This window comes from Modestobacter sp. SYSU DS0657, from assembly GCF_054050925.1.
This window is the reverse complement of sequence record NZ_JBJHAG010000020.1, coordinates 30083-53647: the sequence shown is the minus strand read 5'-3', so window position 1 is coordinate 53647 and position 23565 is coordinate 30083. Positions and strand designations below refer to the sequence as shown.

The following is a 23565-nucleotide window of genomic DNA, read 5'->3' as shown; positions in this document are numbered from 1 at the left end:
GGTATGCTGGGTCTGCCGCACAGTTCTTCCCTAGCAGCGCCGAGGAGGGCCGTGACCCGCCCGACTGCTCGCGTGCTAGCCATGCTGGAGCTCCTCCAGACGGGCGGGCAGCGCACCGTCGGCGATCTCGCTGCTCGGCTCGGGGTCGACGAGCGCACGGTGCGGCGTTATGCCGAGCACCTCGCCGACCTCGGCATCCCCATCCAGGCGCAGCGGGGCAGGTACGGCGGCTACCGGCTCTCACCGGGCTACAAGCTGCCGCCGCTCATGCTCACCGACGACGAGGCCGTCGCCGTCGTCCTGGGGCTCAGGGCCGCGGAACGCGCGGGGCTTGCCACCACCGACCACGCAGCGACGGCGAGCGCGCTGGCCAAGGTGTCGCGTGTGCTGCCGCGGGCCCTGGGCCAGCGGCTCGACAGCCTGCTTTCGACCGCACAGTTCACGACCCCGGTGCGCGCCACCGCTCCCGCCGGCGCCGACACGCTGCTTGGTCTCGCCTCGGCTGCGCAAGCGCGGCGCACCGTCGTGATCGCGTACACCGCCTGGGACGGGCGGGAGTCGCAGCGTGAGCTCGATGTCTACGGCTTGGTCTTCCACTCCGGCCGGTGGTACGTGACCGGACGCGACCACAGCCGCGATGACGTGCGGACCTTCCGGCTGGACCGCATCGCCTCAGTCGAGCAGGGCGACGGCTCCTACGTCGTGCCCGCTGACTTCGACGCGACGACGCAGGTCGTGTCGGGCATCGCCGCGGTCGGGTGGTCGCACGAGGTCTCGGTCGTGCTGCGGACCACCCTTGCGGATGCAGGCGAACGACTGCCCCGGAGCGTGGGACGGCTGAGCGAGCACGTCGACGGTGTGCTCCTGGAGACGCGCGCCGAGCACCTCGACGGCATGGCCCGCATGCTGGCCGGGCTCGGCTGGGACTTCGAGGTGGTCACCCCGGACGCCCTGCGCGACGAGGTCCTCGCCCTGTCCGACCGCCTCCGAGTCAGCGCGGTGCGCGGCGCCGTCGCCGCCACCGCAGCTACGCCGCAGAGTCCTTGAGGACACCACCCGCCCGCACAGCGGGCCCCCGCACAGCGCCGAGGCCCAAGCCCCCGACCTGACGCCACCGGGGGCGGGAGGAACACCCGGACCGCGACGGTCCTCATCGCTGCCCCGATCGGTGCTGGCCGCGCGGCGCCGTCGTTCTGGCCGCCGTCCTTGCCTGGACCCGCAGTTGAGAGACACGCCTTGGCCCTGATGGCCCCCCTGCAAGGCCCCGTCGCGAGCCTGCGAGCGGGGGGGGCTTCTTCAGGCCTTGGCGATCCAGAACCGCGAGCCGGCCGGGCCCTCGAGGCCCGGGCCGGCGCCGGGGACCTGCGCGTGCACCGCGGTGGCCAGCACCTCGCCGGCCCAGGTGCCACCGGACTCGGCCAGCGCCTCGGCCAGGCCGTCCTCGCCGGTCCACCAGACCTCGATCCGGTCGCTGACGGCCAGGCCGCTGGACTTGCGGGCCTCCTGCACCAGCCGGACCACCTCGCGGACCAGCCCGGCCCGCTCCAGCTCGGGGGTCAGCGTGAGGTCCAGGGCGACGGTGAGCCCGCCGGCCGCCGCGACCGTCCACCCCTCCCGCGGGGTCTCGGTGATCACCAGATCGCCCTCGGCGAGCGCCACCTCGGCACCGTCGACCGGGACGGTGGCGGTGCCGGCGCGGTAGGCGGCGACCAGCTGGGCGGCGTCGGCCGCGGCGACCGCCTGCGCCACCGCCTGCACCTGCTTTCCCAGCCGGCGTCCGACGGCCCGGAAGTCGACCTTCACCGAGACGTCGACCAGCTCGCTGCCGACGGCGCCGGAGAGCTCCACGACGTCGACGACGTTGAGCTCCTCGGCCACCTCGGCCACGAGGTCCGGCGGCAGCTGTGACCAGCCGGGCGCGGAGACGAGCGCCCGCGCCAGCGGCTGGCGGGTGCGGACCTTCGACGACGTCCGCGCCGACCGGCCGAGCTCGACCAGTCGACGCACCAGGGCCACCTGCTCGACCAGGGCGTCGTCACGCGCATCGGCGTCGACCGCCGGCCAGGAGGCCAGGTGCACCGAGTCCGGCGCGGCGTCGGGCCCGGGGCCGTCGACCCGGCCGGGCAGGACGGCGCTGCGCCACACCCGCTCGGTGATGAACGGCGTGAAGGGCGCCATCAGCCGGGTCAGCCCGTCGAGCACCTCGTGCAGCGTGCCCAGCGCGGCCGGGTCGCCGTCCCAGAACCGCCGGCGGCTGCGTCGCACGTACCAGTTGGACAGGTCGTCGACGAAGGTCGCCAGCAGCCGCCCGGCGGTCTGGGTGTCGAACTGCTCCAGGGCGTCGGTGACCCCGGCGGTGACCGACGCCAGCTCGGCCAGCGCCCAGCGGTCCAGCAACGGTCGCTCCGCGCGGGGTGGCGCCGGCGTCGCGGCCGCGTCCCAGCCGTTGGTCTCGGCGTAGAGCGTGAAGAAGCTCGCGGTGTTCCAGTAGGTGAGCAGGACCTTGCGGACCACCTCGGACAGCGTCTCGTGGCCGACCCGGCGGGCCGACCACGGGGAGCCGCCGGCGAGCATGAACCAGCGGACGGCGTCCGCGCCGTGCCGGTCCATCAGCGGCATCGGCTCCAGGATGTTGCCCAGGTGCTTGCTCATCTTCCGGCCGTCCTCGGCCAGGATGTGCCCCAGGCACAGCACGTTCTCGTACGAGCTCTGCTCGAACACCAGCGTGCCCACGGCCATCAGCGTGTAGAACCAGCCGCGGGTCTGGTCGATCGCCTCGGCGATGAACTGCGCCGGGTAGGCCGCCTCGAACTCCGCCTGGTTGCGGTGCGGGGCGCCCCACTGGGCGAACGGCATGGAACCGGAGTCGTACCAGGCGTCGATCACCTGGCGGACCCGCCGGTAGGTGCCCTCCTCGCCGGGCACGGTGAAGGTCACCTCGTCGATGAACGGCCGGTGCGGGTCCAGGTCCGAGAGGTCGGTGCCGGTGAGCTCGGAGAGCTCGGCCAGCGAGCCGACGGCGATCATCCGGGTGGGGTCGGCGTCGTTGCGCCAGATCGGCAGGGGGGTGCCCCAGTACCGGTCGCGGGACAGCGCCCAGTCGACGTTGTTGCGCAGCCAGTCGCCGTACCGGCCCCACTGGATGTTCTCCGGGTGCCAGTTGGTCCGCTCGTTCTGCGCCAGCAGCTGGTCCTTGACCTGGCTGGTGCGGATGTACCAGGACGGCTGCGCGTAGTACATCAGCGGCGTGTGGCAGCGCCAGCAGTGCGGGTAGCTGTGCTCGTAGCGCAGTTCCCGGAACAGCACCCCGCGGTCGCTGAGGTCCTGCACGAGCGTCGGGTCGGCGGCCTTGAAGAAGCGCCCGCCGACCAGCGGCACCTCGGGCGTGAAGTGGCCGGTCGGGTCGATCGGGTTGACGACCGGCAGGCCGTATCCGCGGCACACCGCGAAGTCCTCGGCGCCGAAGGCGGGGGACTGGTGCACCAGCCCGGTGCCGTCGTCGGTCGTGACGTAGTCGGCCAGCACGACGTAGTGGGTGTCGACGTCGTCCGGGAAGTCGACCAGCTCGAAGGGGCGCTGGTAGTGCACCCGCTCCCAGTCCCGGCCGGTGGTGCGCGCCAGCACCTCCACGGGGTTGTCGGGGCCGGCCTCGCCCAGCACCGCGGTCAGCAGCGGCTCGGCGACGACGAAGGTGCCGGCGGCCGTGCGGGCGACGACGTAGGTGACGTCGGGGTGCACGGCGACCGCGGTGTTGGACGGCAGCGTCCACGGGGTCGTCGTCCAGACCAGCAGGTCGGCCCGGCCGGCCCACTCGCCGTCGGTGACCGGCAGCCGCACGTAGACCGACGGGTCGACCAGCGTCTCGTAGCCCTGGGCCACCTCGTGGTCGCTCAACCCGGTGCCGCAGCGCGGGCAGTACGGGGCCACGCGGTGGTCCTCCACCAGCAGGCCCTTGCCGAAGACCTGCTTGAGCGACCACCAGACGCTCTCGATGTAGCTGGCGTCCATCGTCCGGTAGGCGGTCGACATGTCGACCCAGTAGCCCATCCGGTTGGTCAGCTCGGCGAATGCGTCGACGTGCCGCTCGACGGACTCCCGGCACTTCGCGTTGAACTCGGCGATGCCGAACCGCTCGATGTCGGGCTTGCCGGCGAAGCCCAGCTCCTGCTCGACGGCGATCTCCACCGGCAGGCCGTGGCAGTCCCAGCCGGCGCGGCGGGGCACCGAGTACCCCTGCATCGTCTTGAACCGGGGGAAGACGTCCTTGAACGCCCGCGCCTCGATGTGGTGCGTGCCCGGCCGGCCGTTCGCCGTCGGCGGCCCCTCGTAGAAGACCCAGGACGGCGAGCCCGCCCTGTTCTCCATCGACCGGGCGAAGACCTTGTCGGCCTCCCACTGCTCGAGGACCTCGTGCTCGAGGGCCGGCAGGTCGACCTGCGGGGGAAGGGCCCGGTAGGGCCCGGAAGGCGCACTCACGGCACCAGTGTCTCAGCTCCGGGACCCGCTCCTGCGACAGCGGCTGCACGGGCCGGTGCCCGCGGTACGGAACACTCACCCCGTGGGGGCGCACCGATGAACACGACGGTCACGGTCGCCCTGGCCGTCGGCGCCCTGGTGGTGCTGGTCGCGGCCGTCGCCCTGCGCCTGGCCGACCGCGTCGGCCTGCCCTCGCTGCTGCTCTACCTCGCGCTGGGCGTGGCGCTGGGCGAGAGCGGGGTGGGGATCCAGTTCGACGACGTCGAGCTGACCCAGACCCTCGGCGTCGCCGCCCTCGTGGTGATCCTCGCCGAGGGTGGGCTGACCACCCGGTGGAGCGACGTCCGGCGGGCGATCGGCCCCGGGCTCACCCTCGCCACCGTGGGCGTGGCGGTCAGCGTGTCGCTGACCGCGGCGATCGCGGTCTGGCTGCTCGGTTACGGATGGGGCTTCGCGCTGCTGCTGGCCGCGGTCATCAGCTCCACCGACGCCGCGGCGGTGTTCGCCACGCTGCGCCGGCTGCCGCTGCCCCGCCGGCTGGCCGCCTCGCTGGAGGCCGAGAGCGGCCTCAACGACGCCCCGGTCATCCTGCTGGTGCTCGCGCTGTCCGAGGGGCTCACCGGCGGGCCGGCGCGCGCCTGGTACCTCGTGCTGGCCGAGGTGGTCGGGCAGCTCATCGGCGGCGCCGCGATCGGCCTGGCCATCGGCTTCGGCGGGGCCTGGCTGCTCAAGCGGGTGGCGCTGCCACTGGCCGGCTTCTACCCGCTGGCCACCCTCGCGCTGTGCGTGCTGGCCTACTCCGCGGCGACGCTGGCCCTGACCTCCGGCATCGTCGCGGTCTACCTCTGCGGGCTGGTGCTGGGCAACTCCGCGCTGCCGCACCGGGCGGCGAGCCTGGGCTTCGCCGAGGGCATGGCTTCCCTGGCCCAGATCGGGCTGTTCGTGCTGCTGGGCCTGCTGGTCTCCCCGGCCCGGCTGCCCGAGGCGCTGCTCCCCGCGCTGCTGGTGGGCGGCGTGCTGCTGCTGGTGGCCCGGCCGGTGTCGGTGCTGCTGAGCCTGAGCTGGTTTCGGATGCCGCTGCGGCAGCAGGCGTTCATCTCCTGGGCCGGGCTGCGCGGCGCCGTCCCGATCGTCCTGGCCACCTTCCCGGTCGCCGCCGGCGTGCCCCGGGCGGCGGGCCTGTTCGACACCGTCTTCGTGCTCGTCGTCGTCTTCACCGTGATCCAGGGCTGGGGGCTGCCCACCGTGGCCCGGCTGCTGCGCATCTCCGCACCCGTGACCCCGCGGGACGTCGACGTCGAGTCGGCGCCGCTGGAGGAGTTCGACGCCGAGCTGATGCAGCTGCGGGTCTCGGACACCTCCCGGCTGCACGGCGTGTACCTGCCCGAGCTCAGGCTGCCCGAGGACGCCGCGGTGGTGCTCGTCGTCCGCGAGGGCCGGCCGTTCGTGCCCGACCGGTCGACCCGGCTGATGCACGGGGACCAGGCGCTGCTGGTCTCCGCCCGCGGCTCCCGCCAGGAGGCCGAGCGCCGCCTGCGCGCGGTCAGCCGCGCCGGGCGGCTCGCCACCTGGCGGGGGGAGTCCGGCCAGCCGACCGAGCAGGACTGACGGCCCCGCTGCCGGGTGGGGCAGCGGGGCCCCTTCGTCAGCCCTGCAGCTCCAGGGTCTTCGTCGTGTCCGCGCGGACCTCGGCCAGCAGCTCCGGCTCGTCGGACAGCTTCCGCCCGTAGGAGGGGATCGCCTCCTGCAGCAGCGGCCGCCAGCCGTCGATCCGGTCGGGGAAGCAGCGCTCCAGCAGGGTGAGCATCGCCGAGGTCGCGGTCGAGGCGCCGGGGGAGGCGCCCAGCAGGCCGGCGATCGAGCCGTCCGCGCCGACGATGAGCTCGGTGCCGAACTGCAGCACGCCGCGGCCGGCCTCGTCCTGCTTGATGACCTGCACCCGCTGGCCGGCGGTGATGAGCTCCCAGTCGCCCTGCTCGGCGGTCGGCACGAACTCCTCCAGCGCGCGGAAGCGCGCCTTCTCCGACTGCAGCACCTGGCCGATGAGGTAGCGGGTCAGCGGGATGTTGGCCCAGCCGGCGCCCAGCATCGAGCCGAGGTTGCCGGCCCGCACCGAGCGCGGCAGGTCCCACATCGACCCGGCCTTGAGGAACTTGGGCGAGAAGCCGGCGTAGGGGCCGAAGAGCAGCGCCTGCTCCCCGTCGATGAGCCGCAGGTCCAGGTGCGGCACCGACATCGGCGGGGCGCCGACCTTCGCCTGCCCGTAGACCTTCGCCTGGTGCTGGGCGACCAGCTCGGGGTTGCGGGTGCGCAGGAACTGACCGCTCACCGGGAAACCGCCGAAGCCGCGGATCTCCGGGATGCCGGCGCTCTGCAGCAGCGGCAGGGCGCCACCACCCGCGCCGACGAACAGGAAACGGCTGCGCACGGTGCGCTTGCGGCCGGTGGACAGGTCCTTGACCGTGGTGGCCCACCGGCCGGCCGAGTCGCGCCGCACGCGCTGCACCCGGTGCTGCAGGTGCAGCTGCACGCCGCGGGACACGCCGGACTCGATCAGCAGCCGGGTCAGCGCCCCGAAGTTGACGTCGGTGCCGGCCAGCGAGCGGGTCGCGGCGACGACCTCGCCGGGGGAGCGCTGCTTCATCATCAGCGGCACCCAGGAGTCCAGCTCGGCCGGGTCGTCGGAGAACTCCAGGCCGGCGAACAGCGGCTGCGGCGCCAGGGCCTCGTAGCGGTTGCGCATGTACCGGTGGCCGTCGGTGCCCGTGACGAAGCTGATGTGCGGCACCGAGGTGATGAAGGTCTTCGGCGAGTCGGTCAGCCCGGTGCGCACCAGGTGCGACCAGAACTGCCGGGACACCTGGAACTGCTCGTTGATGCCGACGGCCTTGGCCGGGTCGACCGTGCCATCGGGGCGGGCCGGGGTGTAGTTGAGCTCGCACAGCGCCGAGTGCCCGGTGCCGGCGTTGTTCCACGGACCCGAGCTCTCCCCGGCCACCTCGCTGCCGGCCTCGAAGACCTCGACGGTCCAGTCGGGGGCGACGATGCCCAGCAGTGCGGCGAGCGTGGCGCTCATGATGCCGCCGCCGACGAGGACGACGTCGGGGTTCGCGGAACCGTCCGTGCTCAAGGTGTTCTCCCGTGCAGTGCAGATGGGTGCGTCTGTGCCCATCGTCGTCCGCCGTCCCCGGGTCGACGTCCCGCGGGGGGTGTCCACCCCGAACTGAGGGTGAGAGATGGGTCACAGGACGGGTCGGCACGCCTTCTCCCGCGCCGGTCGCCCCCGAGCCTGACAGACAGCGCCGCCTCGCCGTCGGGCGGCGGGACGCCGCTATCGTCGTCCGGGACGTGGCCGCCCGGGCCGCGACCGGGAGGACGGCGACGGTGTCCGAGCAGCCCGAGCAGCCCGAGCGGCCGACGGCCGACCCGGCCGCGGACCCGTCCGCGCCGGCTCCTGAGGACGCCGGGCCCCGTCGGTCCCGCGCCCGCCTGCTGGCGCTCGTGGCGGCGGGCGTGTTCGTCCTCGACCTGGCGACGAAGCTGCTGGTGGTCGCGACCCTGTCCGATCGGGAGCCGCTGCGGCTGCTCGGCGGGGCCCTCTACCTCACCGAGGCCCGCAACACGGGAGCGGCGTTCTCCTTCGCCGAGAGCGCCACGATCGTGTTCACGCTGATCGCCGTGGCGGTCGTGGTCGTCATCGTGCGCGTCGCGCGGCGGCTCCACTCGACCGCGTGGGCGGTCGCGCTCGCGCTGGTGCTCGGCGGTGCGCTGGGCAACCTCGTCGACCGGGTGTTCCGCGACCCGGGCTTCCTCCGCGGCGGCGTCGTCGACTTCATCTCGCTGTTCGACCCCTACGGCGACGTGTGGCCGATCTTCAACGTCGCCGACTCCGCGATCGTCTGCGGCGGCGTGCTCGGTGCGGTGCTGGCCTTCCGCGGCGTGGAGTTCGACGGCCGCCGCAGCGGCGACCGACCCGCGGAGGACAGCGACGGCACCCCCCGCTGAGCGCGCTGCCGCCGGACCGTGGGCGGCAGCGGTCACAATGGACGCCGTGACGAGCAGCCCCTCCCCGGCGCCCCGGGGCGAGACCCGCGCCCTGCCGGTGCCCGACGGGCTGGAGGGGCAGCGCGTCGACCAGGCCCTGTCGCGGCTGTTCGGGGTCTCCCGTGCCGTCGCCGCCGACCTCGCCGACGGCGGAGCCGTCCTGGTCGACGGGCGGGCCCGCGGCAAGGGTGACCGGCTCGTCGCGGGCAGCTGGCTGGAGGTCGAGCTGCCCCCGCCGCCGGGTGAGCCGGTGGCGCCGCGGCCGGTCGCCGGGCTGACCGTCGTGCACGACGACGAGGACGTCGTGGTGGTCGACAAGCCGGTCGGGGTGGCCGCGCACGGCAGCCCCGGCTGGGACGGCCCGACCGTGACCGGCGGGCTGGCCGCGGCGGGCTACCGGATCAGCACCAGCGGCGCGGCCGAGCGGCAGGGGATCGTCCACCGGCTGGACGCCGCGACCACCGGGCTGATGGTGGTGGCCAAGAGCGAGCGGGCCTACACGCTGCTCAAGGCCGCGTTCAAGGAGCGGACCGTCGACAAGGGCTACACCGCCCTGGTGCAGGGCCACCCCGATCCGTCCAAGGGCACCATCGACGCCCCGATCGACCGGCACCCCAAGCACGACTGGCGTTTCGCCGTCGTCACCGGGGGGCGCCCGTCGGTCACCCACTACGAGGTGGTGGAGGCGTTCCCCGCCGCCAGCCTCGTCGACATCCACCTGGAGACCGGGCGCACCCACCAGATCCGGGTGCACTTCTCCGCGCTGCGCCACCCCTGCGTCGGGGACATGACCTACGGCGCCGACCCGACGCTCGCCGCCCGGCTGGGGGTCTCCCGGCAGTGGCTGCACGCGCGGCGCCTCGGCTTCGCCCACCCCGCCGACGGCCGCTGGGTCGAGTTCACCAGCGACTACCCGGCCGACCTCGCCGGCGCCCTGGCGGTGCTGCGTGCCGAGAACTGAGCTGCCGCGCTCGTGACGACGGTGCCCGACCTCCCCGACGCCTTCGCCGACCTGGGGCCGGCGCAGCTGGCGTCGGCGATGATCGCCGTCTACCTGGTGGTGGGGGAGCCGTTCGTCGGCTGGGTGCTGCACCGGCGGTTCGAGAGCCGGTTGCGCACCGACCCGGCCGCCCGCCGTTCCTTCTACCGGCGGCTGCTGGTGCTGGAGTGGGGGCTCGCGCTCGTCGCCGCGGTCGTGTGGCTGGCCGCCCCCGGCGTCGGCGCCGCCGCGGTGGGCCTGGTGTGGCCGCAACGCTGGCCGGGCCCGGTCTCCTGGATCGCGGTCCTGGCCCTCGCGGCGCTGGTCGTGGTGTCGGTCCGGGCGCTGCGCGCCGGTGCGCTGGTCGGGCCGCCGCCGGAGGTGGTCCGGCCGCACGTCCCCGGCAGCCCCCGGCACGCCGAGCCGACCGGGCAGCCGACGGGGCAGGCGACGGTCGCCCTGCTGCCGCGCAGCCGGTCCGAGCGGCGGCTGTTCGCCCTGGTCGGCGTCACCGCCGGGGTCTGCGAGGAGTGGCTGTACCGGGGCTTCTTCCTGGCCGTGGTCGCCGCCGCGCTGCCCGGGCTGCCGTTCGCCCTGCTCGTGCTGGTCGCGGCCGTCGCCTTCGGCCTGGCGCACGCCTACCAGGGGGTCTCGGGCGTGGTCACCACCGGCGTGCTCGGCGGGGTGCTGGCGGCGGTCTACCTGGAGACCGGGTCCCTGCTGCTCCCGGTGCTGCTGCACGCCCTGATCGACCTGCGGTTCCTGCTCGTGCCGGCGTCCGCGCTGCCGCCGGGCCCGGCGGTGGCGGCCCGGTGAGCGCGCCCACGGCGTCGCTGGCCACCGCGGCCGACCTCGCCGAGGTCGGAGCGCTCCGGCACCGGGTCTTCGTCCGCGAGCAGGGGGTGCCGGCCGAGCTCGAGCGCGACGCCGCCGACGCCACCGCGGTGTACGGGCTCAGCCGGGATGAGACCGGCCGGGTCGTCGCCACCGGCAGGCTGCTGCCCGATGCCGCGGGCCCCGGGCGGGCGGTGATCGGCCGGATGGCCACCGACGCCGGGGTGCGGGGCCGCGGGCACGGGGCGGCGGTGCTCGCCGCGCTGCACCGGGCGGCGGCCGAGCTCGGCCAGCGGGCGGTCGAGCTGCACGCCCAGGTCAGCGCCCGCGGGTTCTACGAGCGGGCCGGCTACCTCGCCGTCGGCGAGGAGTACGAGGAGGCCGGGATCAGGCACGTCACCATGCGGCGGTCGCTCATCCCCGGCCAGGTGTGACGGAGCGGTCCTCGTCACCGAAACAAGTTCCTGTCGGTGCTCGCTGGTAGACCTCCGCGATGCGAGGATCGGAGTCGCCGGACGCCGTTCCCGAGCACCTCAACACGCCAGCAGCACAGCACCGCCCGGAACGGCCTTCCCCGCCGGTCACCCAGCTCGACCCGCCGCCCCTGCCCACCCGCTGGTGGTCAGGCGGTCGCACGACCCGTGAGGAGCACCCCGCACCGTGAGCAGCGCCCCGTCAGAGAACTTCGTGCACCTGCACGTGCACACCGAGTACTCGATGCTCGACGGGGCCGCGAAGCTGGGCGAGGTGACCACGGCCGCCGCCGAGGAGGGCATGCCGGCGCTGGCGATGACCGACCACGGGAACGTGTTCGGCGCCTACGACTTCTACAAGCAGGCGAAGTCCGCCGGGGTGAAGCCGATCATCGGCATGGAGGGCTACTACACCCCCGGGTCCCGGTTCGACCGCGCCCCGTTCGACTTCGGCGACAAGCTGATCGACGAGGAGGGTGACGGCGGGTCCAACCGCGGCAAGGCCGCCTACACCCACATGACCCTCCTGGCCCGCACCACCGAGGGCATGCACAACCTGTTCCGGATCTCCTCGCTGGCCAGCCTGGAGGGCCAGTACCGCAAGCCGCGCTTCGACCGCGACCTGCTGGAGAAGTACGGCAAGGGCCTGATCGCCACCACCGGCTGCCCCTCCGGTGAGGTCAACATGTGGCTGCGCGCCGGCAAGGTCGACCGCGCCCGCCAGGCCGCGGCGGACTTCCAGGACATCTTCGGGCGGGAGAACTTCTACGCCGAGGTGATGGACCACGGGTTGGCCATCGAGAAGAAGACCAAGCCCGCGCTGCTGGAGATCGCCAAGGACCTCGGCATCCCGCTGCTGGGCACCAACGACCTGCACTACACCCGCCGGGAGGACGCCGACGCGCACGACGCGCTGCTGTGCATCCAGACCGGCTCGCGGCTCAACGAGCCCAACCGCTTCAAGTTCAACGGCGACGGCTACTACCTCAAGTCCGCCGCCGAGATGCGCGCGCTGTTCCGCGACATGCCCGAGGCCTGCGACAACACGCTGCTGGTCGCCGAGCAGTGCGAGGTCAGCTTCACCGAGGGCGCCGACCTCATGCCCCGGTTCCCCCTGCCGGAGGGCGAGGACGAGACCTCCTGGTTCGTGAAGGAGGTCGAGCGTGGGCTGCACAAGCGGTACCCGAACGGCATCCCCGACCACGTGCGCAAGCAGGCCGACTACGAGGTCGGGATCATCACCCAGATGGGCTTCCCGGGGTACTTCCTCGTGGTCGCCGACTTCATCAACTGGGCGAAGGACAACGGCATCCGGGTCGGGCCGGGCCGTGGTTCGGCCGCGGGCTCGCTGGCCGCGTACGCGATGGGGATCACCGACCTCGACCCGCTGCAGCACGGGCTGATCTTCGAGCGGTTCCTCAACCCCGAGCGCGTCTCGATGCCCGACGTCGACATCGACTTCGACGACCGCCGCCGCGGCGAGGTCATCCAGTACGTCTCGCAGAAGTACGGCGAGGAGCGGGTCAGCCAGATCGTCACCTACGGCACCATCAAGGCCAAGGCCGCGATCAAGGACGCCGCCCGGGTGCTCGACCGGCCCTACTCGGTGGGCGACGAGCTGACCAAGCTGATGCCGCCCGGCGTCATGGGCAAGGACATCCCGCTGTCGGGGATCTTCGACCCCAAGCACGACCGGTACAAGGAGGCGGCAGAGTTCCGCGCCCGGTACGAGTCCGACCCGGGCGCCGCCGAGGTGGTCGACCAGGCGCGCAAGCTCGAGGGCCTGAAGCGGCAGTGGGGTGTGCACGCGGCCGGCGTGATCATCGGCCGCTACCCGCTGATCGACAGCATCCCGATCATGCGCCGGGAGGCCGACGGCGCGATCATCACGCAGTTCGACTACCCGACCTGCGAGACCCTCGGCCTGCTGAAGATGGACTTCCTGGGCCTGCGGAACCTCACGGTCATCGACGACGCGCTGCGCAACATCGAGCGCAACGGCAAGGCGCCGGTCGACCTCGAAGAGATCAGCAAGGACCTCACCGACAAGAAGACCTACGAGCTGCTCGGTCGCGGTGACACCCTCGGCGTCTTCCAGTTCGACGGTGGCCCGATGCGGTCGCTGCTGCGGCTGATGCGCCCGGACAACTTCGAGGACATCTCCGCCGTCGGCGCTCTCTACCGGCCCGGCCCCATGGGCGCGAACTCGCACACCAACTACGCGCTGCGCAAGAACGGCCAGCAGGAGATCACCCCGATCCACCCCGAGCTGGCCGAGCCGCTCGAGGAGATCCTCGGCCAGACCTACGGCCTGATCGTGTACCAGGAGCAGGTCATGGCGATCGCGCAGAAGGTCGCCGGGTACTCCCTCGGCAAGGCCGACCTGCTGCGCCGGGCGATGGGCAAGAAGAAGAAGTCCGTGCTGGACGCCGAGTTCGTCGGCTTCGAGGCCGGGATGAAGGCCAACGGCTTCTCCTCCGCCGCGGTCAAGACGCTCTGGGACATCCTGGTGCCCTTCGCCGACTACGCCTTCAACAAGGCGCACTCGGCCGCCTACGGCCTGGTCTCCTACTGGACCGCCTACCTCAAGGCGAACTACCCGGCCGAGTACATGGCCGGGCTGCTCACCAGCGTCGGCGACGACAAGGACCGCCGCCCGGTCTACCTCGCCGAGTGCCGCCGGATGGGCATCAAGGTGCTCCCGCCGGACGTCAACGAGTCCTCCTGGGACTTCACCGCGGTCGGCAACGACATCCGCTTCGGCCTGGCCTCGGTGCGCAACGTGGGCACCAACGTCGTCGAGTCGATCGTGCGGGCGCGGGAGGAGAAGGGTGCGTTCAAGGACTTCGCCGACTTCATGCGCAAGATCGACACGGTGGCCTGCAACAAGAAGGTGATCGAGTCCCTGGCCAAGGCCGGTGGGTTCGACTCGCTCGGCCACTCCCGCCAGGGCATCGCGGCGATCCACGCGCAGGCCGTCGACTCCGCGATGAGCCTCAAGCGCAAGGAGGCCGAGGGGCAGTTCGACCTGTTCGGCAGCTTCGGTGACGGGGACGGCGACGTCGCCGACCCGTTGAGCGCCGCGCTGGACATCCCGATCCCCACCGCCGACTGGTCCAAGGCCGAGCGGCTGGTGTTCGAGCGCGACATGCTGGGCCTCTACGTCTCCGACCACCCGCTGCACGGGGTCGAGCACGTGCTCACCTCGCACGCCGACACGGCGATCGCCGAGATCGTCTCCGGCGGGGTCGAGGACGGCGCGAACGTCACCATCGCCGGCATCCTCACCGCCGTCGGGCCCCGCACCAACAAGCAGGGCGCCCCGTGGGCCATCGCCACGCTGGAGGACCTGGAGTCCGGCATCGAGGTGCTGTTCTTCCCCAAGACCTGGCAGCAGGTGTCGGACAAGGTGGTCCGCGACCAGATCGTGGTGGTGAAGGGGCGGATCAGCCGCCGCGACGACACCCCCTCGCTGTTCGGCTCCGAGGTCATGATCCCCGAGCTCACCGAGGGGCCGCGCGGCCCGGTGCTGGTCTCCATGCCCGCCACCCGGTGCACCCCGCCGGTGGTGGAGCGACTGCGCGAGGTGCTGGGGAGCCACCCCGGCACCACGGAGGTGCAGCTCAAGCTGCTCAACGGGGGCCGGGAGACCGTCCTGCGGCTGGACCAGGGCCTGCGCGTCCAGCCGAGCACCGCGCTCATGGGCGACATCAAGGCCCTGCTGGGGCCGACCAGCGTCGCCCTGCTGTGAGGAAGGTGGAAGGACCCCCGTGCCCGCCGCCACTCGCGAGCTCGCGGCGGGACCCCGCACGGGGGCCGCGCCTCATGCCTCGCATGCTCGGCGCGAGCCTCTGGACGGGGCCGTCGGGACCGGCCGGGCGGCGCGGGTGAGGATGGAGCGGTGACCACCTCCACCCCCGGCCCCGTGCCGCCGTCGTCGTGGGCACCGCCGGCCGGGGGTGGCGTCCCCCTCGCGGCCCACCGGGCGGGCGTGCCCGGGCTGCGTGACAGCCGCGCCGACCTGCCTGCCGCGCTGCTGGCGGTCGGGGCGCTCGCCGTCGCCGGTCTGCCCGTGGGCGGGCTGTGGCTCTGGCTCGCCCCGCGGGCGGAGTTCCGGGTCACCGACACCGACGTGGTGCCGGTCGGCCCGGCGCCGTCCAACGAGCTGTTCATGGCCGATGACGGCGTCTTCGTCCTGCTGCTCGCCGGGCTGGGCCTGGTTGCCGGGATCGCCGGCTGGCTGTGGCGGCGCCGGCGCGGCGTGATGCTGCTCGCCGGCCTGGCCACCGGCACGCTCGCCGCCGGCCTGGTGGCCTGGCAGCTGGGGGAGTGGCTGGCCCCCGGGCCGACCGAGGAGGAGCTGGGCCGGGTCGGCGCGACGGTGACCACCGGCGTCGAGCTGGGGGCGACCGCTGCCCTGGCCGTGGGCCCGTTCGTCACCGTGCTGGTCTACCTGGTGGCCACTGCCCTCACCGCGCGCGACGACCTGGGCCGTGCCGAACCGGTCGACCAGCCGGTGGCCCAGCTGCCGCCGGCCGGCCGGCCACCACTGCCACCGGTCCCGCCCCCTCGCCCGCGGGCCTGACGCCTCGCTCGCCCCGTCCCGAAGCCCCCCCGAGCTGGCGAGGGGTGACGTGGACGGGTCCTTCCTCAGTTGGGGGTCATCGGGCTGGCGAACTGGGCCAGCGGTACGGGCACCGCGCCCAGCGTGCGCAGCAGGGTGAGCTCGCGGCGGAGCAGCCGGGACTCCATGGTCAGCCGGCGACGGGTCGCCGACTCCGCGAGCAGCGCCTGGCGGTCGTCGGTGGTGAGCAGCGCCGCCGAGGCGACCAGCCAGGACAGCCCCTGGGCGTCGTCGCTGACCTCACGCACAGCCGCCCCGGTCGGGTCGAGGTCCTCACCGTCGGCGTCGGCGTCGCCGTCGCCGTCGCCGGCGTTCCCGGTGAGCGCGTCGAGCACGTCCTCCGGGAGCGCGCCGACGCCGCCACCCTGGCGTACCGCCACGTCGGCGACGTAGCGGGCGAACAGCTCCCGGACGTTGCCCGCCAGCAGCTCCAGCGAAGCACGGGCGACGTCGGTGACCAGCTCGTCAGCGCGGTCGTCCGCGGGCCCGTCGACCGGGCCGGCGGCGGTCAGGGCCGCCGGATGCCCCTCGCCGGCGGCCTCGGAGTCCCCGGCCGCCTCCTCGGCGGCCTCCTCCTCGACCAGCCACTCGACCTCGGCGCGCAGGTAGGGCGGCTCGCCGCTGTCCGGGTCGGGGAGCAGCACGTCGAGCAACCGGAAGCGCTCACCGCCCACGGCCACCACCCGGTAGCCACCGTCGGGCCGGGGGGAGATGAGCCGGAGGACCGCGGTGCAGCCCACGTCGAACAGCGCCTCGGTCGGCGCGACCTGCTCGACCTCCCAGCCCTGGCGGATCGCGACCACGCCGAACCGGCGCTCGGGCCCCTCGGGCAGCGCACCCAGCTCGGCGACCAGCCGGCGGTACCGCGGCTCGAAGATCTGCAACGGCAGCACGACGCCCGGGAACAGCGGGGTCCCCAGCGGGAACAGCGGGATCACCGCACGGCTCTCGCCCACACCGGGAGCCTAGGGGCACGGCGGCCCGGGGACCTGACCACACCGGGCGGCTCCACCCCGGTGGAGGCCTCCGACCGGCTCCACCGGGGGGCGTCGGACCCGCCGACTACGCTTGACAGGCCGTTCACCGCTCCCCGGAGGTGCCTCGTGCTCGCCCGCATCGACCTGCGTGGGTCCGCGCTGCCCGGGCCGCGTGAGCTCGCGCACCTGCTGCCCCGCGCCGCCACCGACATCGACTCGGTCCTCGCGGTCGTGCGGCCGATCTGCGAGGACGTCCGCCTGCGCGGTGCCCAGGCCGTCCGCGAGATCACCGCCCGGTTCGACGGCGTCGACGCCGAGGACTTCACCGTTCCGCAGGCCGCCCTCGACGAGGCGCTGGCCGGCATCGACCCCACCCTGCGCGCCGCGCTCGAGGAGTCGATCGCCCGGGTCCGCAGGGTGCACGCCGACCAGCGGCGCAGCGACGTCACCACCGACGTCGTCCGGGGCGGCACGGTCACCGAGCGCTGGGTGCCGGTCCGCCGCGTGGGGCTGTACGTCCCCGGTGGGCTCGCGCCGCTGCTGAGCTCGGTGGTGATGAACGTCGTCCCGGCCCAGATCGCCGGGGTCGAGTCGATCGCGGTGGCCACCCCACCGCAGCGGGACAACGGCGGGCTGCCCGACCCGGGCGTGCTCGCCGCCTGCGCGCTGCTGGGCGTCACCGAGGTGTACGCCGTCGGCGGGGCCCAGGCGATCGCCGTGTTCGGCTACGGCGCCGGCGACTGCGCGCCGGTCGACATGGTCACCGGCCCGGGGAACGTCTACACGACGGCGGCCAAGCGGCTGCTGCGCGGGCTGATCGGCATCGACTCCGAGGCCGGCCCGACCGAGGTCGCCGTGCTGGCCGACGACACCGCCGACCCGGTGCACGTCGCCGCCGACCTGATCAGCCAGGCCGAGCACGACCCGCTGGCCGGTGCGGTGCTGGTCACCACCAGCGAGCAGCTCGCCGACGCGGTCGTCGACCTGCTCCCCGCGCAGGTGGCGGCCACCAAGCACAGCGACCGGATCACCACGGCGCTGGGCGGCAGCCAGTCCGGGGTCGTCCTCGTCGACGACCTGGACGCCGGCCTCGCCGTGGTCGACGCCTACGCCGCCGAGCACCTGGAGATCCAGACCCGGGACGCCCGCGCGGTCGCCCTGCGGGTCCGCAACGCCGGCGCGGTGTTCGTCGGGCCGTGGGCGCCGGTGTCCCTGGGCGACTACGCCGCGGGCTCCAACCACGTGCTGCCCACCGGCGGCTGCGCCCGGCACTCCAGCGGGCTGAGCGTGCAGACCTTCCTGCGCGGCATCCACCTGGTCGAGTACGACGAGCAGGCGCTGGCCGAGGTGGCCGGGCACATCGACGCCCTGGCCGGAGCGGAGGACCTGCCGGCGCACGCGGCCGCCGTCCGGGCCCGCGGCCGATGACGTCCCTGGACGACCTGCCGCTGCGCCCGGAGCTCCGCGGCCGCACGCCCTACGGCGCGCCGCAGCTGGCCGTGCGGCACGCGCTGAACACCAACGAGAACCCGTACCCGCTGCCCGCGCCGCTGCTGGCCGACCTGGCCACCGCGCTCGCCGAGGCGGCTCCCGGGCTCAACCGCTACCCCGACCGCGACGCCACCGCGCTGCGGGCCGACCTCGCCACCTACCTGACCCGCACCAGCGGCGTGCCGGTCGACCCGGCGCAGGTGTGGGCGGCCAACGGCTCCAACGAGGTGCTCCAGCAGCTGCTGCAGACCTTCGGCGGCAGCGGGCGGACGGCCCTGGGGTTCACCCCGTCGTACTCGATGCACCCGATCATCAGCGCCGGCACCGCGACCCGCTGGGTCGACGGGCACCGCCGGGCGGACTTCACCATCGACCCCGCGCGGGCCGCCGCCCAGGTGCGCGAGGTCGCCGCCGACGTCGTCTTCGTGACCAGCCCGAACAACCCCACCGGCACCGCCGTCGAGCTGGACACCATCGCCGAGCTGTACGACGCCACCCCCGGGGTGCTGGTCGTCGACGAGGCGTACACCGAGTTCGCCCGCGCCGGCACGCCCTCGGCGCTCACCCTGCTGGCCGGCCGGCCGAGGCTGGTGGTCAGCCGCACCATGAGCAAGGCCTTCGGGATGGCCGGGCTGCGGCTGGGCTACCTGGCGGCCGACCCGGCGGTGGTCGACGCCGTCCAGCTGGTCCGGCTGCCCTACCACCTGAGCTCGCTCACCCAGGCCGCCGCCCGGACGGCGCTGGCGCACACCGACGCGCTGCTGGCCACCGTCGACGCGGTCAAGGCCGAGCGCGACCGGATCGTCGCGGCGCTGCCCGGCCTGGGGCTGACCAGCGTGCCCAGCGACGCGAACTTCGTGCTCTTCGGCCGGTTCGCCGACGCGTCCGCGGCCTGGCGGGCGCTGCTGGACCGGGACGTGCTGGTCCGCGACGTCGGGCTGCCCGGCTGGCTGCGGGTCACCGCCGGCACCCCCGAGGAGACCGACGCGTTCCTCACCGCGCTGGGTGAGATCGCCGCCGACCACCGCACCACTGAGGGAGACTCGAGCTCATGAGCCGCACTGCACGCGTCGAGCGGGCCACCAGCGAGACCAAGCTCGTCGTCGAGCTCGACCTGGACGGCACCGGCACGTCCGACGTCGCCACCGGGGTCGGGTTCTACGACCACATGCTCACCGCGCTGTCCAAGCACAGCGGCATCGACCTGACCGTGCACGCCGACGGCGACCTGCACATCGACGCCCACCACACCGTCGAGGACGTCGCGATCGCGCTGGGCCAGGCCTTCGCCGAGGCGCTGGGCGACAAGCGCGGGATCACCCGCTACGGCGACGCGACCATCCCGATGGACGAGGTGCTGGTGCAGGCCGCCGTCGACCTGTCCGGCCGGCCGTACTTCGTGCACGCCGAACCCGAGACCATGACGCCGATGATCGGGCCGGACTACCCGACGTCGCTGACCAAGCACGTGCTCGAGTCCTTCGCGTTCAACGCCCGGATCACCCTGCACGTGCGGGTGCTCTACGCCGGCCGCGACGCCCACCACATCGTCGAGGGGCAGTTCAAGGCGCTCGCCCGCGCGCTGCGCACCGCGGTGGCGATCGACCCGCGGGTCAGCGACGTCCCCTCCACCAAGGGCGCGCTGTAACCGGATGAACTTCGGGATCGTGCTGATGATCGTCGGCGGTTTCCTGCTCGGCGGCGCCTACAGCATCTTCAAGGCCGACTCCGACACCGACGGGCGGACCGGCGTGCAGGTGGCGTTCGCCGTGCTGCTGCTGGTCGCCGCCCTGCTGGCGACGGCCGCCGGCGTGCTCCGGCTGGTCTGACCCGCCGGGAATGCCGACGGACCGCGCGGGGCTGCTGGGTAGCGTGAGTGCTGTGAAGAAGGTCGTCGTGCTCGACTACGGGTCGGGCAACCTCCGCTCGGCCGAGCGGGCGCTGTCCCGCGTAGGTGCCGACGTCACGGTCACCGCCGACCCGCAGGCGGCGCTGGACGCCGACGGGCTCGTCGTCCCCGGTGTCGGTGCGTTCGCCGCCTGCATGGACGGGCTGCGCGCCGTCGATGGTCCGAAGGTGATCGGCCGGCGGCTGGCCGGCGGCCGGCCGGTGCTCGGCATCTGCGTCGGCATGCAGATCCTCTTCGAGCGGGGCGTCGAGCACGGCCAGGACGCCGACGGCTGCGGCGAGTGGCCCGGCGTGGTCGAGCAGCTGCACGCCCCGGTGCTGCCGCACATGGGCTGGAACACCGTCCAGCCGCCGGAGGGCTCGACCCTCTTCGCGGGGCTGGCGGACCAGCGCTTCTACTTCGTGCACTCCTACGGGGTCCGCGAGTTCCCGCTCGCCGAGGCCGGGGTCACCGGGCGGCTCACGCCGCCGGCGGTCACCTGGGCCGAGCACGGCGACCGGTTCGTCGCCGGGGTGGAGAACGGGCCGCTGTCGGCCACCCAGTTCCACCCGGAGAAGAGCGGCGACGCCGGGGCCCAGCTGCTGACGAACTGGCTCGACACCCTCGACTGAGGTCCCCCCGGCGTGGGCCAGGTCACCCCTAGGGTGATCCGGCCCACGTCTGTCGGAGGTGTCCCGTGCGGTCCGCCCGCCTGCTCGGCCTGGTCGTCCTGCTGCTCCTTGCTGCCCTGGCCGCGCTGAGCATCGCCGTCCTGCAACCGCCGGACCCCGCCCCGGCCGACGCCCCGGCCGGTGCATTCAGCGCGGCGCGGGCGTTCGAGCACGTCGAGACGGTCGCCGCCGAGACGCACGTGACCGGCAGCCCGGCCAACGACCGGGTGCGCGAGCACCTCGTCGACAGCCTCACCGAGCTGGGGCTGGACCCGCAGGTGCAGGACGCGGTCGGCGCGAACCCCGGCGGCCCCGGCGAGCTCGAGGTCGCCCGGGTCCGCAACGTCGTGGGCCTGCTGCCCGGCACCGACCCCAGCGGCCGGCTCTTCCTGGTCGCCCACTACGACTCGGTCGAGAACGGGCCCGGCGGCAACGACGACGCCGCCGGGGTCTCCACCGTGCTGGAGACGGTCCGGGCGCTGACCACCGGGCCCCGGCTGCGCAACGACATCGTCGTCGTGCTCACCGACGCCGAGGAGGCCTGCCTCTGCGGCGCCGAGGCGTTCGTCCGCGACCACCCGCTGGCCGACGACGGCGGGGTGGTGCTGAACCTGGAGGCCCGCGGGACCGGCGGCCCGCCGGTGATGTTCGAGACGGCCACCGGCAACGCAGCGCTCGCCGGGGTGTTCGCCGGCGCGGCGCCGCACCCGGTGGCGACCAGCTTCGCCGTCGAGGTCTACCGGCTGCTGCCCAACGACACCGACTTCAGCCCGTTCCTCGACAGCGGCCGCTTCACCGGGCTGAACACCGCCTACATCGACGGGTCGGCGGCCTACCACACGCCGCTGGACACGCCGTCGCGGATGAACCGCGGCAGCCTGCAGGCGGTGGGTGACAACACCCTGGCGCTCACCCGTGAGCTGGCGCAGGCCGACCTGGACGAGCTCGCCGAGCCCGCGGCCGGGGACGCGACCTACTTCCCGGTGCTGGGCCGGCTGCTGCGCGTGCCCGGCTGGACGGTGTGGCCGGTCGCGCTGCTCGCCGTCGGAGCGGTCGGCGCGCTCGCCGTCGTGCTGAAGCAGCGGGCCGGCACGCCACTGCGCCGCACCCTGGCCGGGTTCGCCCTGGCCGTGGTCCCGGTGGTCACCGCGCCGCTGGCCGCCCAGGGGGTGTGGGCCCTGCTGGTGGCGGTGCGCCCGGGGTACGGCGGGATGACCGACCCCTGGCGGCCGGGCTGGTACCGGGGCGCGGTGGTGGTGCTCGTGCTCGCCGTCGTCCTGGCCTGGTACGCGCTGCTGCGCCGGCGGGTGGGCGCCGGCGCGCTGGCCGCCGGCGGGCTCGGCTGGCTCGCCGTGCTGGGCGTCGTGCTGGCGGTGGTGGCCCCCGGCGGCTCCTACCTGGCGGCCGTTCCCGCGCTCGTCGCGGCGTTGGCCGGTGTGGTCGCGGTGCTGGCCCGGCCGGGTCGGGTGCGGCCAGTGGCGGCGCTGGGGGCCGGAGCGGCCGCCGTGCTGGTCCTCGCGCCCACGATCGCGCTGTTCTTCCCCGCCCTGGGCCTGGCCACCGGTGCGGCGCCGGCGCTGTTCACCGTGCTGCTCGCGCTGGTGCTGCTGCCGGTGTTCGAGCTGCTCTTCCCCGCCGCGCCGACCCGCGGGCGTGCCGTGGTGCTGGTGCCCGGGGTGGCCGTCGGGGTGGCCGCCGCGCTGCTCGTCACCGGGCTGGTGGTCGACCGGTTCGACGCCGAGCACCCGGCGCCGACCCAGCTGATGTACGCCCTGGACGCCGACTCGGGGGAGGCCTGGTGGATCAGCACCGAGGACGACCCGGTGCCCTGGACGGCGGAGTACGTGGCCGGGCCGGACGCCGACCCGGGAGGGCTGACCGAGGCCTTCCCGGTCTTCTCCGGGGACGTCGCCACCGGCCCGGCCGAGGCCGCCGACCTGCCGGCGCCCGGGGTGGCGGCCACGAGCACGCCGGTGCACGGCGGCCGCGAGGTGACCGTGCGGGTGACCTCCGAGCGCGACGCGCGGCTGCTGGTGCTCGACGTCTCCGGTGCGGAGGTGACCGGCGGCGGGGTGCTCGGGCGCGACGTGCCGGGCAGCGTGCTGGGGGAGCAGCGGCTGACCGTGACGGTGCACGCGCCGCCGGCCGACGGGGTCACCGCCACCTTCCGGCTGGCCGGCGACGGGCCAGTGACGGTGCGCGCGCTGGACGGCACCGACGGGCTGGCCGACGTGCCCGGCTTCGCGGGACGGCCGGACGACGTCGGGATCGCCGGCACGCACACCTCGGACCTGCTGGTGGTGTCGACGGCGGAGACGCTGCCGTGAGGCCCTAGCTGCGCAGGTAGCTGGCGCCGTTGACGTCGATGATCGTGCCGGTGGAGAACCGCGCCCCCGGTGAGGCGAGCCAGAGCACCGCCGAGGCGACCTCCTCGGGCCGGGCGACCCGGCCGTAGGGGGACTGCGCCCGCACCGCGTCCCCACCCGGGCCGTCGAGCACCTCACGGGCCATCTCGGTCTGCACGAACCCGGGCGCCACGGTGCCCACCGAGATGCCGTGCGGCGCCAGCGCGAGCGCCATCGACTGGCCGAAGGCGTTGAGCCCGGCCTTGCTCGCTCCGTAGGCCGGGTTGTTCGGCTCGCCGCGGAAGGCGCCCCGGCTCGAGACGTTGACGACAGCACCGCCACCGGCGGCGATGAGGTGCGGCAGCGCGCGGAAGGTGGCGTTGGCCGGGCCCACCAGGTTCACCGCCAGGGTGTGCTGCCAGGCCGCCTGCCACTCGTCGTAGCCGGTCTCCAGCGGCGGGTGCGCGGTGAAGACGCCGGCGTTGTTCACCAGCACGTGGAGGCCGCCCAGCGCCGCGGCGGCCTCGTCGACCATCCGCCCGACGGCGTCCGGGTCGGTGAGGTCGGCCTGGACCAGCACGTGCCCCGCGCCGGGCAGCTCGGCCAGCACCTGCTCGGCGCGCTCCCGGGAGCCGCCCCAGTGCACCGCCACCCGGTCGCCCTGGGCGGCGAAGGCCAGCGCGATGGCGCGGCCGATGCCGCGGGAGGCGCCGGTCACCAGCACGGCGCGGGAGGTCTGCTCGTCAGCCACGGGAGCAGTCAA

18 protein-coding genes are annotated in these 23565 nt (G+C 74.1%); 14 read left to right on the top strand and 4 right to left on the bottom strand.

The window, feature by feature from the left end; translation table 11 throughout:
• Positions 1–3 precede the first annotated feature (3 nt).
• On the top strand, positions 4–1047 hold the full coding sequence (locus ACI79A_RS13680) for a helix-turn-helix transcriptional regulator (protein ID WP_457084008.1): 1044 nt from the start codon (positions 4–6) through the stop codon (positions 1045–1047).
• A 249-nt stretch (positions 1048–1296) separates the two neighbouring features.
• On the opposite strand, the gene ileS is transcribed toward ACI79A_RS13680, so the two are convergent.
• Positions 1297–4476: an isoleucine--tRNA ligase gene (gene ileS / locus ACI79A_RS13675; protein ID WP_457084006.1), complete on the bottom strand. Its 3180-nt coding sequence runs from the start codon at positions 4474–4476 to the stop codon at positions 1297–1299.
• Positions 4477–4572: 96 nt separating this feature from the next.
• On the opposite strand from ileS, the gene ACI79A_RS13670 reads away from it, so the two are divergent.
• Entirely contained in the window at positions 4573–6084 is a 1512-nt protein-coding gene (locus tag ACI79A_RS13670) for a potassium/proton antiporter (RefSeq protein ID WP_457084004.1), read from the top strand.
• Between the two features lie 37 nt (positions 6085–6121).
• On the opposite strand, the gene mqo is transcribed toward ACI79A_RS13670, so the two are convergent.
• Positions 6122–7606 carry a malate dehydrogenase (quinone) gene (gene mqo / locus ACI79A_RS13665; protein WP_457084002.1) on the bottom strand — a complete coding sequence of 495 codons (1485 nt, stop codon included), beginning with the start codon at positions 7604–7606 and terminating at the stop codon, positions 6122–6124.
• Positions 7607–7860: 254 nt separating this feature from the next.
• On the opposite strand from mqo, the gene lspA reads away from it, so the two are divergent.
• From lspA to ACI79A_RS13635, 6 genes are all read left to right on the top strand, one after another.
• Entirely contained in the window at positions 7861–8481 is a 621-nt protein-coding gene (gene lspA / locus ACI79A_RS13660; RefSeq protein WP_457084000.1) for a signal peptidase II, read from the top strand.
• A 37-nt stretch (positions 8482–8518) separates the two neighbouring features.
• On the top strand, positions 8519–9481 hold the full coding sequence (locus ACI79A_RS13655) for an RluA family pseudouridine synthase (RefSeq protein WP_457083998.1): 963 nt from the start codon (positions 8519–8521) through the stop codon (positions 9479–9481).
• A gap of 12 nt (positions 9482–9493) precedes the next feature.
• Positions 9494–10315 carry a CPBP family intramembrane glutamic endopeptidase gene (locus tag ACI79A_RS13650; RefSeq protein WP_457083996.1) on the top strand — a complete coding sequence of 274 codons (822 nt, stop codon included), beginning with the start codon at positions 9494–9496 and terminating at the stop codon, positions 10313–10315.
• Positions 10312–10767, top strand: coding sequence for a GNAT family N-acetyltransferase (locus ACI79A_RS13645; RefSeq protein WP_457083994.1), 456 nt, complete (start codon positions 10312–10314; stop codon positions 10765–10767). The genes ACI79A_RS13650 and ACI79A_RS13645 overlap by 4 nt, the downstream gene beginning before the upstream one ends.
• A gap of 226 nt (positions 10768–10993) precedes the next feature.
• The gene (gene dnaE / locus ACI79A_RS13640; RefSeq protein ID WP_457083992.1) at positions 10994–14557 is read left to right on the top strand and encodes a DNA polymerase III subunit alpha; all 3564 of its coding nucleotides are present in this window, start codon (positions 10994–10996) and stop codon (positions 14555–14557) included.
• A gap of 150 nt (positions 14558–14707) precedes the next feature.
• Entirely contained in the window at positions 14708–15391 is a 684-nt protein-coding gene (locus ACI79A_RS13635) for a DUF2567 domain-containing protein (protein ID WP_457083990.1), read from the top strand.
• A gap of 65 nt (positions 15392–15456) precedes the next feature.
• Here the strand turns inward: ACI79A_RS13635 and ACI79A_RS13630 are convergent, their stop codons facing one another.
• The gene (locus ACI79A_RS13630; RefSeq protein ID WP_457083988.1) at positions 15457–16386 is read right to left on the bottom strand and encodes an LON peptidase substrate-binding domain-containing protein; all 930 of its coding nucleotides are present in this window, start codon (positions 16384–16386) and stop codon (positions 15457–15459) included.
• 147 nt (positions 16387–16533) lie between these two features.
• On the opposite strand from ACI79A_RS13630, the gene hisD reads away from it, so the two are divergent.
• From hisD to ACI79A_RS13600, 6 genes are all read left to right on the top strand, one after another.
• The gene (gene hisD / locus ACI79A_RS13625; RefSeq protein ID WP_457083986.1) at positions 16534–17835 is read left to right on the top strand and encodes a histidinol dehydrogenase; all 1302 of its coding nucleotides are present in this window, start codon (positions 16534–16536) and stop codon (positions 17833–17835) included.
• Positions 17832–18953: a histidinol-phosphate transaminase gene (locus ACI79A_RS13620; protein ID WP_457083984.1), complete on the top strand. Its 1122-nt coding sequence runs from the start codon at positions 17832–17834 to the stop codon at positions 18951–18953. The genes hisD and ACI79A_RS13620 overlap by 4 nt, the downstream gene beginning before the upstream one ends.
• Positions 18950–19546, top strand: coding sequence for an imidazoleglycerol-phosphate dehydratase HisB (gene hisB, locus ACI79A_RS13615; RefSeq protein WP_457083982.1), 597 nt, complete (start codon positions 18950–18952; stop codon positions 19544–19546). The genes ACI79A_RS13620 and hisB overlap by 4 nt, the downstream gene beginning before the upstream one ends.
• 4 nt (positions 19547–19550) lie before the next feature.
• Complete coding sequence (locus ACI79A_RS13610; protein WP_457083980.1) at positions 19551–19727, top strand: hypothetical protein; 177 nt, start codon at positions 19551–19553, stop codon at positions 19725–19727.
• A gap of 52 nt (positions 19728–19779) precedes the next feature.
• Positions 19780–20418: an imidazole glycerol phosphate synthase subunit HisH gene (gene hisH / locus ACI79A_RS13605; protein ID WP_457083978.1), complete on the top strand. Its 639-nt coding sequence runs from the start codon at positions 19780–19782 to the stop codon at positions 20416–20418.
• A 65-nt stretch (positions 20419–20483) separates the two neighbouring features.
• A complete protein-coding gene (locus tag ACI79A_RS13600) occupies positions 20484–22784 on the top strand; it encodes a M28 family peptidase (protein WP_457083976.1) in 2301 nt (766 codons plus the stop codon).
• A 4-nt stretch (positions 22785–22788) separates the two neighbouring features.
• Here the strand turns inward: ACI79A_RS13600 and ACI79A_RS13595 are convergent, their stop codons facing one another.
• Positions 22789–23553 carry an SDR family NAD(P)-dependent oxidoreductase gene (locus tag ACI79A_RS13595; RefSeq protein WP_457083974.1) on the bottom strand — a complete coding sequence of 255 codons (765 nt, stop codon included), beginning with the start codon at positions 23551–23553 and terminating at the stop codon, positions 22789–22791.
• Positions 23554–23565 lie beyond the last annotated feature (12 nt).